13 protein-coding genes are annotated in these 14,195 nt (G+C 73.6%); 5 read left to right on the top strand and 8 right to left on the bottom strand.

Annotation, left to right across the window (positions count from 1 at the left end):
- Positions 1-51: 51 nt before the first annotated feature.
- Positions 52-609, bottom strand: a complete 558-nt coding sequence (locus ACSNOH_RS11455; RefSeq protein ID WP_436721138.1) for a hypothetical protein — start codon at positions 607-609, stop codon at positions 52-54.
- Positions 610-643: 34 nt separating this feature from the next.
- Positions 644-1,951: an MFS transporter gene (locus ACSNOH_RS11450; protein ID WP_436721137.1), complete on the bottom strand. Its 1,308-nt coding sequence runs from the start codon at positions 1,949-1,951 to the stop codon at positions 644-646.
- Between the two features lie 102 nt (positions 1,952-2,053).
- Here ACSNOH_RS11450 and ACSNOH_RS11445 point away from each other — a divergent pair, with 102 nt between their 5' ends.
- Positions 2,054-2,959 carry a LysR family transcriptional regulator gene (locus tag ACSNOH_RS11445; protein WP_436721136.1) on the top strand — a complete coding sequence of 302 codons (906 nt, stop codon included), beginning with the start codon at positions 2,054-2,056 and terminating at the stop codon, positions 2,957-2,959.
- Positions 2,960-3,058: 99 nt separating this feature from the next.
- A complete protein-coding gene (locus ACSNOH_RS11440) occupies positions 3,059-3,760 on the top strand; it encodes a lipoprotein (RefSeq protein ID WP_436721135.1) in 702 nt (233 codons plus the stop codon).
- Between the two features lie 34 nt (positions 3,761-3,794).
- Here the strand turns inward: ACSNOH_RS11440 and ACSNOH_RS11435 are convergent, their stop codons facing one another.
- Positions 3,795-4,928, bottom strand: coding sequence for a permease (locus tag ACSNOH_RS11435; RefSeq protein WP_436721167.1), 1,134 nt, complete (start codon positions 4,926-4,928; stop codon positions 3,795-3,797).
- Positions 4,929-5,115: 187 nt separating this feature from the next.
- On the opposite strand from ACSNOH_RS11435, the gene ACSNOH_RS11430 reads away from it, so the two are divergent.
- Complete coding sequence (locus tag ACSNOH_RS11430; RefSeq protein ID WP_436721134.1) at positions 5,116-6,336, top strand: beta-ketoacyl-[acyl-carrier-protein] synthase family protein; 1,221 nt, start codon at positions 5,116-5,118, stop codon at positions 6,334-6,336.
- A gap of 21 nt (positions 6,337-6,357) precedes the next feature.
- On the opposite strand, the gene ACSNOH_RS11425 is transcribed toward ACSNOH_RS11430, so the two are convergent.
- Positions 6,358-8,361 (bottom strand): glycosyltransferase family 2 protein, encoded by a 2,004-nt coding sequence (locus ACSNOH_RS11425; protein WP_436721133.1) that lies wholly within the window; start codon positions 8,359-8,361, stop codon positions 6,358-6,360.
- A gap of 285 nt (positions 8,362-8,646) precedes the next feature.
- A complete protein-coding gene (locus ACSNOH_RS11420) occupies positions 8,647-9,840 on the bottom strand; it encodes a saccharopine dehydrogenase family protein (RefSeq protein ID WP_436721166.1) in 1,194 nt (397 codons plus the stop codon).
- Between the two features lie 351 nt (positions 9,841-10,191).
- On the opposite strand from ACSNOH_RS11420, the gene ACSNOH_RS11415 reads away from it, so the two are divergent.
- Positions 10,192-10,734 carry a hypothetical protein gene (locus tag ACSNOH_RS11415; protein WP_436721132.1) on the top strand — a complete coding sequence of 181 codons (543 nt, stop codon included), beginning with the start codon at positions 10,192-10,194 and terminating at the stop codon, positions 10,732-10,734.
- Between the two features lie 179 nt (positions 10,735-10,913).
- Here the strand turns inward: ACSNOH_RS11415 and ACSNOH_RS11410 are convergent, their stop codons facing one another.
- Positions 10,914-11,630 (bottom strand): MOSC domain-containing protein, encoded by a 717-nt coding sequence (locus tag ACSNOH_RS11410; protein WP_436721131.1) that lies wholly within the window; start codon positions 11,628-11,630, stop codon positions 10,914-10,916.
- 83 nt (positions 11,631-11,713) lie between these two features.
- Between ACSNOH_RS11410 and ACSNOH_RS11405 the strand changes: the two genes are divergently transcribed.
- Positions 11,714-12,361: a LysE family translocator gene (locus ACSNOH_RS11405; protein ID WP_436721130.1), complete on the top strand. Its 648-nt coding sequence runs from the start codon at positions 11,714-11,716 to the stop codon at positions 12,359-12,361.
- Between the two features lie 27 nt (positions 12,362-12,388).
- Here the strand turns inward: ACSNOH_RS11405 and ACSNOH_RS11400 are convergent, their stop codons facing one another.
- On the bottom strand, positions 12,389-12,697 hold the full coding sequence (locus tag ACSNOH_RS11400; protein ID WP_436721129.1) for a DUF6980 family protein: 309 nt from the start codon (positions 12,695-12,697) through the stop codon (positions 12,389-12,391).
- A 4-nt stretch (positions 12,698-12,701) separates the two neighbouring features.
- Positions 12,702-14,195, bottom strand: a 1,494-nt coding sequence (locus ACSNOH_RS11395) for an alpha/beta hydrolase (protein WP_436721128.1), incomplete at its 5' end; no start/stop codon positions are given.

Raw genomic sequence — 14,195 nt, 5'->3', positions numbered from 1 at the left:
GAGGGGCGTCAGCCGCACCGTCCGGCGTCATCGGGGCCCTCGCGTACGCCGTCAGCCGACCGAGCGGCCCTCACGGCAACGGCGCCGGTAGTACGCGTACGTCAAGGCCAGCACCAGCGGGCCCCACAGGGCGAACAGGCCGCTGACCGCGTCGGCCAGCACCTTCCACCCCGCATGGGTGTAGGCGACGTCGGAGAACCCCGCGATGCCGAACACGCAGAGCAGCCAGTCGGCCAGCAGGACCGTGAGGAACAGACCGCCGAGCGCCGCCGGCACGATCGCCGCGAACGGCGGGACGCGGCGGCCGCCCAGCAGCGGGATCCGGCGCGGCACGACCTCGCCCCACGGGCGCACGAGGCCGCGGCAGAGCAACGCGGCCGCCTCCGACAGGAGGCTGAGCGAGATGACGTAGACCACCGCGGCCCACCGCGGCCACGGGTCGGGCTCCATGTCCATGCCCATCATGAATCCGAACCCGATGGGCAGCCTCCATAGGCACACGGGCAGGCCGAGCAGGGGCAGGAGGCGCGCGGTCCGCTCCGCCCAGAGCGGCACGGGCCGCTCGGTCCCCGTGTCCACCGTCGCTGATGTCGTCGTGCTGATCGCCATGTGACGACTGTCCCGGCCGGGCGCCGCGAAAGGATCATGCCCGGGTACGGTCCGCCTCCGCCGGGCGGTGGAGGGCGGCGAGCGCGCCGCAGGTCAGGACCGCCAGGATCGCCGCCGCGCCGAGCATGACGGGCATGCTCCACCAGCGGGACAGCAGGGCCAGCGCGTACGGCGTGAGCATGCCCAGGTAGGCCGCCGTCCAGAACAGGGACGTCACCATGGCCAGCCGCTCCGGCGGTGCCGCCGCGGCGGCCTCGGTCAGACCGAAGCTGAGGGCGAGGCCGTAGCCGGCGCCCAGGAGGGCCGCCGCGGCCAGCGCGAGGCCCGGGCGGGCTCCCGCCGCCGCGGGCACGGCGAGCGCCAGCCCGGCCGCTATCACGCCGAGGCCCGCCGCGCCGCCGGCCAGGCGGTGCCGGGCGGCCAGGCGCCGGGCCAGCGGTTGCACGAGCAGCCCGCTGCCGGGGACGACGGCGGTCGCGATGCCGGCGTAGACGGTGCGCCACCCGCTCAGGCCGCCGTCCACGAGGCCGGGCAGGGTCGCGAAGCCGATGGCCGGGGCGGCGAAGACCCACGGCGCCAGGGGCAGCACGGCGCGGCGGAAGCGGCGCCAGTCGGGGGCGGTAGCAGGACGCACCGCGTGCGCACCCGCGCGGCCGCTCGTCTCCGGCGCGCCGTACGCGACCGCCCAGGCGACCGCGGACAGCGCCACATGCGGGAGGTAGGCGGTCGCCATGGGGTGCGGCAGCCACTGGGCGATGAGCGCGGCCACCAGGCCGCCGGAGGCGAAACCCGCCGAGACGAACAGCCCGGGCCGCCGGGCGGCCGTGCCCGCCGCCCCGTCCGGCGCGTACGGCGGGCAGGACAGCTCCTTGACCCAGGCGCTGCCGGCGGCCAGGAGCGCGCCCGCGCTCAGGCCCGTCAGGAACCGGCCGGGCAGGAGCCATCCCGTGGCGGCCGAACCCGCGATGAGGAGGCAGGACGAGAAGAGGTTGACGGCGAGGGCGGTCAGCGCCACCGGGCGGCGCCCGCGCCGGTCGGCCAGCGGCCCGCCGAGCAGCAGGCCGGGGATCAGGCCCACGACGTACACCGCGAACAGGCCGGTGACGGTGGACTCGGACAGCCCGAGCTCGGACCGGTAGGCGCCCAGGAGCGCGGAGAACTGGTTCGCGCTCCAGCCGGAAGCGGTCATCATCCAGCCGGTGCGCAGCCAGGGGCGGTTCCCGCCGGCCGGGCGCGGGCCGGGCCGGTGCGGGCGGGAAGAGGTCTCGCATGCGGAGGCGGTCTCGCGTGTGGAAGCGGGCTCACGTGCGGAGGCGGTCTCGGATATCGCAGAGGTACTCACGCCACCCAGTCCTACGGTCCGCGGGCCGCGCTCCGCCGCCCGCGTTCACGACTTGTGAATACGCGTACGAACGACCCGGGTGCCGTGTCTATCGTGGCCGTCATGGATCTGCGCCTGCTGTCGTCCTTCCTGGCGGTCGTCGAGGAAGGGCACTTCGGGCGGGCCGCCGCACGGCTGTTCCTCTCCCCGCCCGCCGTCACCCAGCACGTGCGGCGGCTGGAGACGGACCTCGGCACCCGCCTGCTCCACCGCAACCCCGTGTCGCCCACCCCCGCCGGCGAACGGCTGGCCCGCCACGCCCGCACCCTGCTCGCGGCCGCCAACGCCGCGCTGGACGACGTGGCCGAGGCCGACCTGGCACCGGCCGCCGCCGGCCGGCCCCTGCGCGTCGGCATCATGGGCCACGGCTCGGCGGAGCTGACGCCGGCCTCGGTCAACGCCTTCCGCCGGGCCCGCCCGCACGTCGCCGTCGAGCTGCGGCAGCTCGACTTCACGGAGCACGTCTCGGCGCTCGTCGAGGACCGTGTCGACGTCGCGTTCGTCCGCCCGACGCCGGCGGACGACCGTGTCGTCGCCGACGTCATGACCACGGAGCAGCGCATCGTGGTGGTCCCCGAGTCGTTCGCCCTCGCGGACGCCCGTGACACCGGCGCCCGGCTCGCCGACATCGCCGACCTGCCGTTCTTCCGCGTGCCCGGCCACACGCCCCGGCCGTTCACCGAGTACCTGTACTTCGGCTGCGCGGCACGGCGCCGCGGCACGGACTTCGCGCTGACGCCGCAGGAGGTGCTCACCGGGGTGGTCACGGGCCGCCTGGCCGGATCGGGCCTCAAGTCCTTCGCCCGCTACTACGCCTGGCCCGGCGCGGTCTTCGTCCCCGTCCTGGACGCTCCGCGCGAGAGCAGCTACCTGGCGGTCCGCGCCGGGGACCGCAACCCCGAGGTCCAGATCTTCCGTGCGCTGGCCCTGGCCCTGGCGAAGGAGCTGGGCCCGCGCATCAGCGAGTGACGGCGGTATGTGAGGTCCCGGCAGTATTCGGTTTGAGCGGACCGCGCCCGCAGAGCTAGGTTTCGCCTCGTTAGTTCGATTAGCGAGGAAAGAAACTTCATGCACAAGCTCATGCCGGGCGCGGTGGCCGCCGTCGTCTCGATCGGCCTGCTCACCGGGCTCACCGGCTGCTCGTCCGCCGCCGGGAAGGACCGTGACGCCGCCGAGGAGACCACGGCCTCCGCTTCGGCCGCGCCGGCGAGCGGGAGCGGGAAGCCGGAGGAGAAGGCCGGCAAGGCGGGCACGCCGGGCAAGGCCGCGGAGTGGAAGGACGGCGGACGGGTCGGCAGCCCCGGGGCGGTCTGCGAGTTCCCGGCGTCGTTCGAGGTGGCGAAGGCGTGGCAGCCGAAGGGGCTCGACGCCGAGGGCGCGAAGTTCCTCAGCAAGTGGCTGGGCCACCCGTCGTTCAAGGGCGCCTGCGAGATCGACGCCAAGCCCGCGGGCATGATCGGCTACATTCGCGTGTGGACGGCGGAGCAGGCGGGCGTGTCGCCGCGTCAGGCCCTGGAGACGTTCGTGTCCGAGGAGAAGAACGTCACCGGTAAGGAGTTCGGCGACTTCAAGGCCGGTGACCTCCCGGGCGCGGAGGTCGTCTACGAGCGGAAGAGCCCTCTGCTGGACGAGCCGAAGCAGGAGCACGCCTTCGCGGTGGCGTCGCCGAAGGGCGTGACCGTCGTGCATCTCGGCGGGCTCGACGGCGACGAGCACAAGGAGATGCTCCCGGCGTACGAACTCGCCAAGAAGACGGTGCAGCTCCCCTGACCGGCTGATCGGTCGGCCGACCGGCCTCCGGTCCTCAGCGCGGGCCGCCGCCCATCGTCCCCAGCACGGCCCTCCCGCCCGTCCGGAGGAAGCGCAGGACGAGTACGGCGGCCAGGCCGAGGAAGGCGATGTTGAGCCAGGTCGTGTAGTTCCAGGTCACCCCCTCGTCGGGGATCGTCGCGGACGCGCGGCCGGGGACGAGTCCGAGGGCGCCGAAGGCGAGTTCGACGGCGTACCCGGCGGCGGCCGTGGCCGCGTAGAAGGTGACCAGCAGGAAGAGCGCCGTCCGCGCGCCGTAGTACTTCCGGTAGATGTTCAGGATCGGCAGGATCAGCAGGTCGGCGAAGACGAACGCGACCACGCCGCCGAAGCTGATGCCGCCCTTCCACAGGACGACGGCCAGCGGCACGTTCCCGATGGAGCACACGAACGAGACGATCGCGACCAGCGGTCCCACGAACGGGCCCCACCACTTCGCCGCCCCGGGGTCGTCGGTGAGGAAGAACGCCTGCCAGAACGAGCCGGGGACCCACGCGGCGACGGCCCCCGCGATCAGCAGGCCGGCCACGAGGTCGCGCAGGACCGCGGCCCACTCCATGACGAAGACGTGCGCCGTGAACGTGAAGCCCTCGCCGGAGAACAGCCGCCGGGCGAACGTCCCCTCGCGCCGTACGGACATGTCCATGGCCGCGTGGCCCTCCATGGAGCCGGCCACGCCGCGCGCGGCCTGCGCACGGGCCTCGCGCAGCAGCGCGGGCCGGAGGAACAGCCGGAAGAGCACCGCCAACGCGATGATCATGAGGGGCCCGCCCACGAACTCCGCGAGCGTGAACTGCCACCCCAGCAGCAGCGCCATGATCACCCCGAGCTCGGCCACCAGGTTGGTGGAGGCGATCTCGAAGGCCATCGCCGCCGTGAAGTCCGCCCCCTTGCGGAACAGGGCGCGGGCCAGCGCCACAGCCGCGTAAGAGCACGACGACGAGGCCGCGCCCAGCCCCGCGGCGAGCGCCAGCGTACGGGGGCGCGCGTCGCCGAGCAGGGCGACGACGGTCGCCCTGCGCACCACCGCCTGCACCACCGCGGACAGGGCGAATCCCAGGACCAGGGCCCAGGCGATCTCCCACGTCATGGACCCGGCGATGGACAGCGCGTGCAGGACCGCATCCAGGACCGCCTGCATTCCGCCTACCCCCCTCTTGTGATCACCTTACAGATTCCTGTCTCCGATTCGGTGGACCGGATCAAGCAGGGTTACCCCCGGCATGCTGGCAGTCTCGTCTTCATGCAGTACGGATCAGCCGCGCGAAACACCGCAGCGGCTTGTTGATTTCCTACTTGTGCACGGAGGGGCGAGGATGAGCAGCAACACCGAGGTGCTCGTGACGGGCGTCGGCGGGATCACCCCGCTGGGCGCCGGCATGGCGCAGTCGTGGAAGGGCATGGTCGCCGGCGAGTCCGGTGTGACGGGGCTGGGCGAGGAGTGGCCGGCGGACCTTCCGGTCCGCGTGGCGGGGGCGCTGCCCGTGGACCCGCTGTCGCTGCTCGGGCGCGTGGAGGCCCGCAAGTGGGACCGGTGCGAGCAGCTCGCGATGATCGGTGCGCGTGAGGCGTGGCAGGACGCCGGGCAGCCCGGTGTGGAGCCGGAGCGGCTCGCCGTCGTCATCGGCACGGGCACCGGCGGCATCCTCACCACCCTCGGCCAGGACGACGTCTACGAGCGCTCGGGGGCCCGCAAGCTCTCCCCGTACGCCGTGCCGATGCTCATGCCCAACGGCCCGGCCGCCTGGGTCAGCATGGAGCTGGGCGCGCGGGGCGGCGCGAGGACGCCGGTGAGCGCCTGTGCCTCGGGCGCGGAGGCGATCGCCATGGGTCTCGATCTGATACGGGCCGGGCGCGCCGACGTGGTGGTCGCGGGCGGAGTGGAGGCGTCCCTGCACCCGTTCTGCATCGCCGCGTTCGCCCAGATGAAGGCCCTCTCCACGGACGACGGCGACCCGGCGGCCGTCTCCCGCCCCTTCGACGCCGGCCGCAGCGGCTTCGTCATGGCCGAGGGGTCGGGCGTGGTCGTCCTGGAGCGCGCCGGCTTCGCGCGGGCCCGCTCGGCGCGTGCGTACGGGAGGCTGGCCGGGGCCGCCGTGTCCTCCAGCGCGCACCACATCACCGCCTCGGACACGGAAGGCCAGGTGCACGCCATCCGCACGGCCCTCCGCGACGCGGGCCTCGCGGCGCGGGACATCGACAACGTCCACGCGCACGCCACGTCCACGGAGTCCGGGGACCTGGCCGAGGCGCAGGCCATTGCGAGCGCGCTCGGCGGCCACGTCGCGGTCACGGCCACGAAGTCGATGACCGGCCACATGCTGGGCGCGTCCGGGGCTGTGGCGGCGGTCGCCGCGCTCCTCACCCTCCGGGACGGCGTCCTGCCCGCGACCCGCAACTTCGATGTGCCCGGGCCGGGGATCGACCTGGACGTGGTCCACGGCGAGAGCCGTGCCGGGGAGTGGTCCGCGGGGCTGGTGAACTCGTTCGGCTTCGGCGGGCACAACGTGAGCCTCGTGGTGACCCGCGAAGGCTGACGTTGAGCGACAGCGACGCGGCTAACGCTGCGTCAGCCGCCTGCGTGCCGCCTTCAGCAGGTCCACGCGGCCGGTCCGCAGGGTCAGTGCCTCCCGCCCCGGGACGGGCTTGGCGTACCAGGGCAGGCCGAGGCGCCGCCAGCGGGCGGGCTTCAGGGACGGCTGGGGCGGTACGGGGACGGACCACTTTCCGGTGGCCGTGGTGAGGCGGAGGGTCAGTTCCCGTTCGCCGGGGGTCGTGCAAGGGATGCGCGCCGTGAACGTGCCGTCGGAGGGCGAGGGTTCGACCGGGGTGTGCTCCGGCGCGCCGTCCGGGCCCTCGGCGGTGATCGTCAACGTACCTGCGGGCCAGTCCGCCAGGCTGCAGCGGCCCTTGACGATCAGGGTGCCGGGGGACTCGGCGGACCAGGCCGCGCCGGTCACGCGCAGGTGCGGCCGTACGCGGTGGCGGGTCTCGCCGACGTCCAGGCTGAGGTTGCCGTAGGGCTTGGTGGTGAAGAGGGCGGCCGCCGTGCCCGCGCCGGTGACGAGCGTGGTCGTCGCCGTGGTCACGGACTCCGCGCGGCTGCTGCCGAGGCGGGCCTCCTTGACGATGCCCTGGGCGCCCACGGCGAGCGAGAGGTCCCAGATGCCGGGCGTCAGCGACGCCAGGCCGACCGTCACGTCGAACCCCGCCGTGCCGTAGTCGTAGCGCCCGCCGTCCTCGTCGGCGCCCAGGCCCGGGGTCGGGGTGTGGTGGACGGGGAGGCGGCGCTCGGTGTCCGATCCGCGCTTGCGGAGGACGAGTTCGGTGGTGACGTCGCGCGTGGATATGCGGTGGATGCGGGCGTGGCCGGCGAGACGGAGGCCGGTGGCGTTGATGCCGGCGGCCTCGACGCGGTGGCGGACGGGCAGCTCGGCGGTGATGTCGTAGCAGTCGTCCGGGATGCTGAGCGTGGAGTCGCGGAAGTACGGGTAGAGGGCGTAGGCCCGGCCGTCCTCGACCTGTATCTCCGGGCCCGCGGCGGCGGTGGCGGCGAGGGTGGTTATGCCGTAGCTTGCCGCGCCCCGGTCGAGCTCCCAGTGGACGAGAGTGAGGAGTTCGTCCAGGAGCCGGTGGCGGACGAGGTGGCACCGCAGGCGCACCACGGCGGGCAGCCGGGCTGCCAGGCCCTCGCTCCAGTGCAGTGCGACCAGGTCGGCCAGTTCGCAGAGGAGCTTCTCCTGCGTCTCGCGCTGCGGTTCGCGGCTCAGCTGCAGGACGGCGTCGCGCAGTTCGACGGCGTAGTGCCGGTGCAGGAGCGCGTCGCGGCCGGGGCCGGCCGGGGTGTGCCCGGCGACGAGCTCGGTCATCTTCCGGAAGAGGCCGATGCGCATCCGCGCGCCGTGCTCCTGCGCGGTGATGTTGTTGCCGTCCTCGCGCGCGACCCAGTAGAGGCAGTCGTAGTCGGCGACGACGGAGATCGCGGCGGCCTCCAGGTAGGCGGTGGCGACGAACGGCTGGTCCTCGCCGATGGACAGGCCGGCATCGAAGCGGAGCCCGAGCCGGTCGATCAGCTCGCGGCGGAAGAGCTTCATGGGGTTGAGCGTCCAGTAGACGCGAGAGGAGAAGACGTCCGTACGGGGCTGGTTGCGCCGGAACATCGACCCGGGCGCGCGGCGGCCGCCCTCCCCCACGATCCGCCCGAGGACGACGTCGGAGCCGTTCTCGTCCGCGGCCGCGACCATGCGCTCCAGGGCCTCGGGGCCGAGGTGGTCGTCGGCGTCGAGGAAGAAGACGTAGCGCCCGGTCGCGCGGTCCAGCCCGAGGTTGCGCGGCCCGGCCGGCCCGCCGGAGTTGGGCTGGTGGATCACGCGCATCAGCGGCGCCCGCTCCGCCAGGCGGTCCAGCTCGGCGGCCGTGCCGTCGGTGGAACCGTCGTCGACGGCTATGAGCTCGATCCGCTCCGCCCCCAGGGACTGCCGGAGAACGGAGCCGACGCTGCGCGTCACGTACGGCATGGCGTTGTAGGCGGCGATGATGACCGTGACGTCAGGGCCGGGCATGGCAGAAAGGCTCCGTTCCTCCAGATCCCGCAGTTCCCGCGATCCAGAATGTTCTTTTCAGGATATAGGAGTTATCTAGGCGGCCTCGCGAACAACTCAGGCCGGTGGTAACAGAACGGGCAGACCCTCTCGTAAGGGGTTAGATTTGGCGGAGGTCCACGAGAGGAGACCCCGCATGTCCTCGAAGCGACGCCGTAAGAAGAAGGCCCGCTCCCGCCGCAAGGCCGCCAACCACGGCAGGCGCCCTCAGTGCTGAGTCACCGGCACTGAGGGCGGCGCGGCGCGTCAGCCCCTGTGGCGGACGCGGAAGCGGATGCCGGCCGCCTGCAAGCGGCCGATCAGCGCGTCCCCCATCGCCGTGGCGGGCGTGACCTGTCCCGCCGTCTTCGGCAGGTCGTCCAGGGCGAGGCACAGCGACGCCTCCGCGAGGATCTTCGCCGTCTCGCCGTAGCCCGGGTCACCGCCCGTGACCTCGGTGAAGACGCGCCGCCCGCCCCCTTCGCCCACGGCACGCACCTGGAACCAGGCGCGGGCCCGCTGCTCCTCGTCCGGCCCCCTGCCCGGCTCGTAGCGGCGGGAGATCCAGGACCGGACGGGGGCCGCCTGCGCGGCGGCCGCCAGCACGCCCAGGGCCACCGGCCCGGCCAGGGCCATGGGCAGCGTCTTCACCGACGCGTAGTGCCGGTAGCGGAAGTCGGGGCCGTACCGCTCCAGGGCGGCGGCCGACCGGCGCACGACCTGCGGGTCGAGCGTGGGCAGGGGCAGCGCCCACGTGCCCGTCTCCTTGCTGAAGCGCGGCGCGCCCAGCGGGGCCCGGACCCGGCGCCCGGCCGGGCGCGGCTCGTACCGGCTGCGCTCCTCCGCCGCGGCCTTCGCCTGGCGCTGCCGCGCGGCGATCAGCATCGAGGTGGCCAGCGTCCCGCCGGAGATGAGCCCCGACGCCCGGACGAAGCCGTCGACCGTCAGCGGCACCCCTTCCGGCAGCTGCTGGACGGTGAAGTACGCGAGGAGGTCGTGCGGCACCGAGTCGAAGCCGCAGGCGTGCACGAGGCGCGCGCCGGTCCTGCGGGCCTCGGCGTCGTGGCGCACGTACGTGAGGTCCACGAACTCCGGCTCGCCCGTGAGGTCGGTGTAGTCCGTGCCCGCTTCGGCGCAGGCCGCGACCAGCTCGCGGCCGTGGCGGATGTACGGGCCGACGGTGGAGGCGACGACGTGCGCGGACCGGGCGAGGTCCCGCATGTCCGCGGGATCAGCCGCGTCCGCGGTCACGAGGGCCGGCTCGGCGGCCCGTACGGGGTCGAGCGCGGCCAGCCGCGCGCGGAGCTCCTCCAGCTTCGTCCGGCTGCGCCCGGCGAGCGCCCACCGGAAGCCCTCGGGCGCGTGCTCCAGCAGGTAGGCGGCCGTGAGCTGCCCGACGAACCCCGTCGCGCCGAAGAGCACGAGGTCGTAGGGCCGTTCCGGGCCCGTCCGCCGGTTCATGGAGCCTCCGGCCGAGTCCGCTGCGATCGAAGTCACCGGGCATACGTCCCTTCTCGTCACCGAACAGCATCGAACCCATTGTCCACGTCCGGCTGACAATCACTCAGGAACCTCCGGGTGCACCGCCTCCGGCCCGCACCGGCACCCCGCCGTACGCCGGGCGCCCCCGGACGCGCGGCACCGGCGCCGCGCACGCGGCGGAGCCGTATGCCCATGCACGAACCGGTGGTGGGGGGCGGTTCCGGTAGGGGGTGGAACGGCCTCCGGGCCATGCTCATGTGCGGACAGCGCGGTTCTCAGGGGCGAACCGTTCGCCTCCCCGACGCCACGCGCAGAAACGGCAGGACGACCATGCCAGTGCACCCGCTCCCGCTCGCCCGGCGGTCCGCGATCCTCGTGGCCGCCGCCACCCTGGTGGCCCTGGCCCCCGGCACGGGCCGGGCCGATTCCCCGTCCCCGGCGCCGCTCAAGAACGAGGCGAAGGGCTGGTACCTCGACAGCGGCGGCGACACCTCGGCCGCGAAGGCACCCTCGTACACCTCCAAGTACACGGGCGAGCCGGCGTCCGCGCCCGGCAACCTGAAGTGGTCCTACGACGCCTCGACCAAGCTCATCAAGAACGAGGCCAAGGGCTGGTACCTCGGCAGCGGCGGCGACGCGTCGTCCGACAAGGCCCCCGCGTACACGACGAAGTACACCGGCGACCCGGCCGCCGCTCCCCCGCAGCTGAAGTGGTCCTACGACGCCGCCACGAAGCTCATCAAGAACGAGGGGAACGGCTGGTACCTGGGCAGCGGGGGCGACGACTACGGCAAGGCGCCCGCGTACACGACGAAGTACACGGACAGCCCGGCGTCGGCACCGGCGCCGCTGAAGTGGTCGATAGCGTCCTAACGCTCCGGCCGGCGGGCCCCGCGGGGCCCCGCGCCGTCGAGCGCCCCCGCTCCGGCCCGGCGCCGGCCCGGGGGCGCCCCTCGGTGACCTCACCGAAGCGCCCCGGCAGACTGTCCCGGCTGCACAACCCCGCCCTCAAGAGGGCAGGCCCCGCACACCTGCTGAGCGGCTCCGTCTCGTCAGCGGAGAAGCTGAAGGCTGTCCCCCAGCCTCACCCGCCCGGGCGTCACCACCGTGGCCAGCGCGTCCAGCCGGGTGTCGTGCGCCCGCGCGACGGCTCGCAGGATCAGCGGTGAGTGCGGGAGGTCCTGCTGGGCCTCGTTGGTCATGGCGCAGCGCTCGCTGGAGCGGACGAACGCGACGCGCAGGGTGTCCCCGATCCGGGCGGTGCGCCCGAGCCAGTCGTCCTCGGCGAAGGGGCGGGTGCCCGGCGGGGTGCGCACGACGAGGTTCGGGCGGAAGCGCCGCTCGTCGACCGGGACGCCGGGGACGGCCGAGCGCACCCAGTCGAGGGTGGCGGTGGTGAGGACGCTGAGGGGCAGCTGGTCGAAGTGGGAGACGGTCTCCTCGCGGGCCAGTGCGACGTCGGCCCGGCCGAGGTAGCGCCGCAGGTACGCGTCCGGGTCCGGTACGGCCTCGCCGTGCGGGTCCAGCAGCGCGGGCGGGCCCGCGGGACCGTCCGGGTAGCAAGAGCGCAGGTGCAGCAGGCCGGGCATGCGGCGGAAGCGGCGGGTGTTCTTTCCCGAGCCGAGCTTGCCGCCGGCGTCCCGCACGGCGAACAGGCGGTCGCCTTCGAGACCGCGAGCGCCGACGTCTGCGCAGTCCAGCCGCTCACCACCGGTGGATTTGACCGGATAGCGCCAGATCATCCTGATCGTTCCTATCACTGCTGTCATTCGAGGGACGATACTGCACACTCCCTGCCCGAATCCGGGCAGAAAATGGGGAGTTGATGGTTCCGGCGGTACAGTGACCATCCATGATCACTCTCTCCGCCCTGGGGTCCTTCGCACTGATCGTGGGGCTCCTCACCCTCACGCCCGGCCTCGACACTGCCCTCATCCTGCGTACCGCAGCCGTCGGCCACCGCCGGCGCGCCTGGGGCGTGGTGGCCGGGATACAGACCGGCACCCTCGTCTGGGGCGTGCTCAGTTCCCTGGGCATCACGGCCCTGCTGACCGCCTCCCACCTCGCCTACACGGCCCTGCGCTGGGCGGGCGCCGCGTACCTGGTGTGGATGGGGTGCCGGATCCTCATACCGGCCCTGCGCCGGCGGGGCGGTGCGGAGTCCGGCTCCGCGGACGCCCCGGAGGACGCCCCGGAGACCGGCGGCTTCCGGGCCGGCTGGCGCCGGGGCCTCGTGACCAACCTGCTCAACCCCAAGATGGGCGCCTTCTACGTGGCCGTCCTGCCGCAGTTCATCCCGGCGGGCGCCCCGCACGTGGCGACCGGCACCCTGCTCGCCTGCGTACACATCGTCTTCGCCACGGTCTGGGCGGCCGTCCTGATCGCCTTCGCCCGGGCGCTCCGCACCACCCTGCAGAAGGCCTCGGCGCGCCGGGTCCTCGACCGGGTCACCGGCACCGTCATCGCCGCCTTCGGCGTCCGGCTCGCCCTCGGCGACTGACGAGCCGGATGCCGTTGCGCAGGGGTTTCAGGAGGTTGCCGCGAGCCAGCGGCCGTCCTCGAACTCCGCGGGAACCTCGTCCTCCCAGGGGTCGATGCCGCGGGCTTCCAGCTCCTCGAACCACCGGTCCCGCTGGGACTCGGGAAGGCGCACGCCGCACCACGGGCAGTACGCGATGCCCGAGCTCGCCGTCCCGCCGTCGTGGATGACGAGCCCGTACTCCCGGAACTTCTCGCTGAAGACCACGAGCGCGTCGGGACAGGCGTACCGGTCGGCATGGGTGTCGCAATGCCAGTGCACCTGGCGCGTCATCGTTTCACAGCAGTGGTCGGACATCCGTTCATTCTCTCCCGCCGGAACCCGTGCCGGAACCGGTGCCGGAACCCGAACCGGCGCCGGTGCCGGCCGCCGTCCCCGCGGCCGGGCAGGTGAGCCGCTCCGGGATCCTCGTGCTGAGCAGGTACGCGGTCTCGCGTTCCCGGGCGCAGGCGGAGTTGTAGTAGGAGACGTGGCCGTTCACGTCGGTGATCAGCAGCTTGCTGCCGGCGATCTGCCGTTGGAGGCGGCGGCCGCCGGCCAGGGGCGTGGACGGGTCGTGGGTGTTGGCGGCGATCAGGACGGGCGGCGTCCCGCGCACGGGGGTCGGCTGCCACGGGCTGGTCGCCTTGACGGGCCAGTCCGCGCAGCTGGCGGAGATGACCCAGGCCTCGGTGGCCGCGCCCGTGCGCGGGGCTGTCTCACGGGCCCGCGCAAGGCGCGCGGCCGCGTCGGCGTAGCCGGTGAACTGCGGCGGGAAGTCCAGGCAGGAGACGACGGTGTAGGCGCTGTCCTGGCTGCCGACGTAGCTGCCGCCTTCGACGAGGCCCGTGGCGTCGTTGCGCCGGTCCGCGGCGGCCAGCCGTTCGGCCAGCTTCGCCCACGCGTCGTAGCCGAGGGTGTCCTCCAGCAGGCGGACGCGCACGAGCTGGCTGGGCAGGGCCATGCGGATCCAGTCGCCGTTGACGGCGGGCTGCCCCTTCGCGCCGGGCGCCGGGATCGGGGTGCGGTCGGCGCGGGCCACGACCCGGTCGTAGACCTTGCCCGCGTCCTCGCCGTGCAGGGCGCACGCGGCGTCCCGGGCGCACCAGGCGGCGAACCGGTCGAACTCGCCCTCCATGACGGCGGCTTCTTCGAGCATCAGGCGGGTGGGGCCCGAGGCGTGGTCGAGCGGGCCGTCCAGCACCATGGCCCGGACGCGGTGCGGGAAGAGCTGGGCGTAGGTCGCACCGAGGTAGGTGCCGTACGAGACGCCCAGGTAGGTGAGGCGCCGCTCGCCGAGCGCGGCCCGGAAGGCGTCCATGTCGCGGGCGACGGAGGCGGTGCCGACGTTGCGGACGAGGTCGCCGTGGCGGGCCAGGCAGCGCTCGCCCCGGGCCCGGCTGTTCCGCTTCATCTCCTCGAACTCACGGGCGCTGCGGGGCAGGACGACCTGGCCGGGGTCGAGCACGGGTCCGCAATCGAGCGCACGGCTGCCGCCGGTGCCCCGCGGGTCGAGGCTGACGATGTCGAACCGGTCCCTCAGCGGGCCTGTGAACAGCGCGTCGGCGAAGCCGTAGGAGAGCATGGAGGCTCCCTGCCCGCCGGGGCCGCCGGGGTTGAAGAACAGCGCGCCGATGCGGTGTTCCCGGTCGCGGGCCGGTACGCGGGCGACTTTGACGTCGAGCTGTTCTCCGGACGGATGCGCCCAGTCGAGCGGTACGCGTACCGTTCCGCACTCGACGGGGCGTCCAGCAGGGGCATTGGCGCACGGCTGCCACGCGATGGGGGACGCCGGTGCGGCAGTGGGGGCGGGGGC

The sequence above is a fragment of the Streptomyces sp. URMC 127 genome (assembly GCF_051386535.1).
Taxonomy (GTDB): domain Bacteria; phylum Actinomycetota; class Actinomycetes; order Streptomycetales; family Streptomycetaceae; genus Streptomyces.
The sequence above is the reverse complement of the archived record's forward strand: the minus strand, read 5'-3'. Positions and strand labels throughout refer to the sequence as shown.

Coding starts and splice junctions, on each gene's coding strand:
- ACSNOH_RS11430 (WP_436721134.1), top strand. CDS start 5,116: ATGAGCAGCAACACCGAGGTGCTCGTGACGGGCGTCGGCGGGATCACC.
- ACSNOH_RS11420 (WP_436721166.1), bottom strand. CDS start 9,840: ATGAACCGGCGGACGGGCCCGGAACGGCCCTACGACCTCGTGCTCTTC.
- ACSNOH_RS11440 (WP_436721135.1), top strand. CDS start 3,059: ATGCACAAGCTCATGCCGGGCGCGGTGGCCGCCGTCGTCTCGATCGGC.
- ACSNOH_RS11405 (WP_436721130.1), top strand. CDS start 11,714: ATGATCACTCTCTCCGCCCTGGGGTCCTTCGCACTGATCGTGGGGCTC.
- ACSNOH_RS11455 (WP_436721138.1), bottom strand. CDS start 609: ATGGCGATCAGCACGACGACATCAGCGACGGTGGACACGGGGACCGAG.
- ACSNOH_RS11445 (WP_436721136.1), top strand. CDS start 2,054: ATGGATCTGCGCCTGCTGTCGTCCTTCCTGGCGGTCGTCGAGGAAGGG.
- ACSNOH_RS11415 (WP_436721132.1), top strand. CDS start 10,192: ATGCCAGTGCACCCGCTCCCGCTCGCCCGGCGGTCCGCGATCCTCGTG.
- ACSNOH_RS11425 (WP_436721133.1), bottom strand. CDS start 8,361: ATGCCCGGCCCTGACGTCACGGTCATCATCGCCGCCTACAACGCCATG.
- ACSNOH_RS11410 (WP_436721131.1), bottom strand. CDS start 11,630: ATGACAGCAGTGATAGGAACGATCAGGATGATCTGGCGCTATCCGGTC.
- ACSNOH_RS11400 (WP_436721129.1), bottom strand. CDS start 12,697: ATGTCCGACCACTGCTGTGAAACGATGACGCGCCAGGTGCACTGGCAT.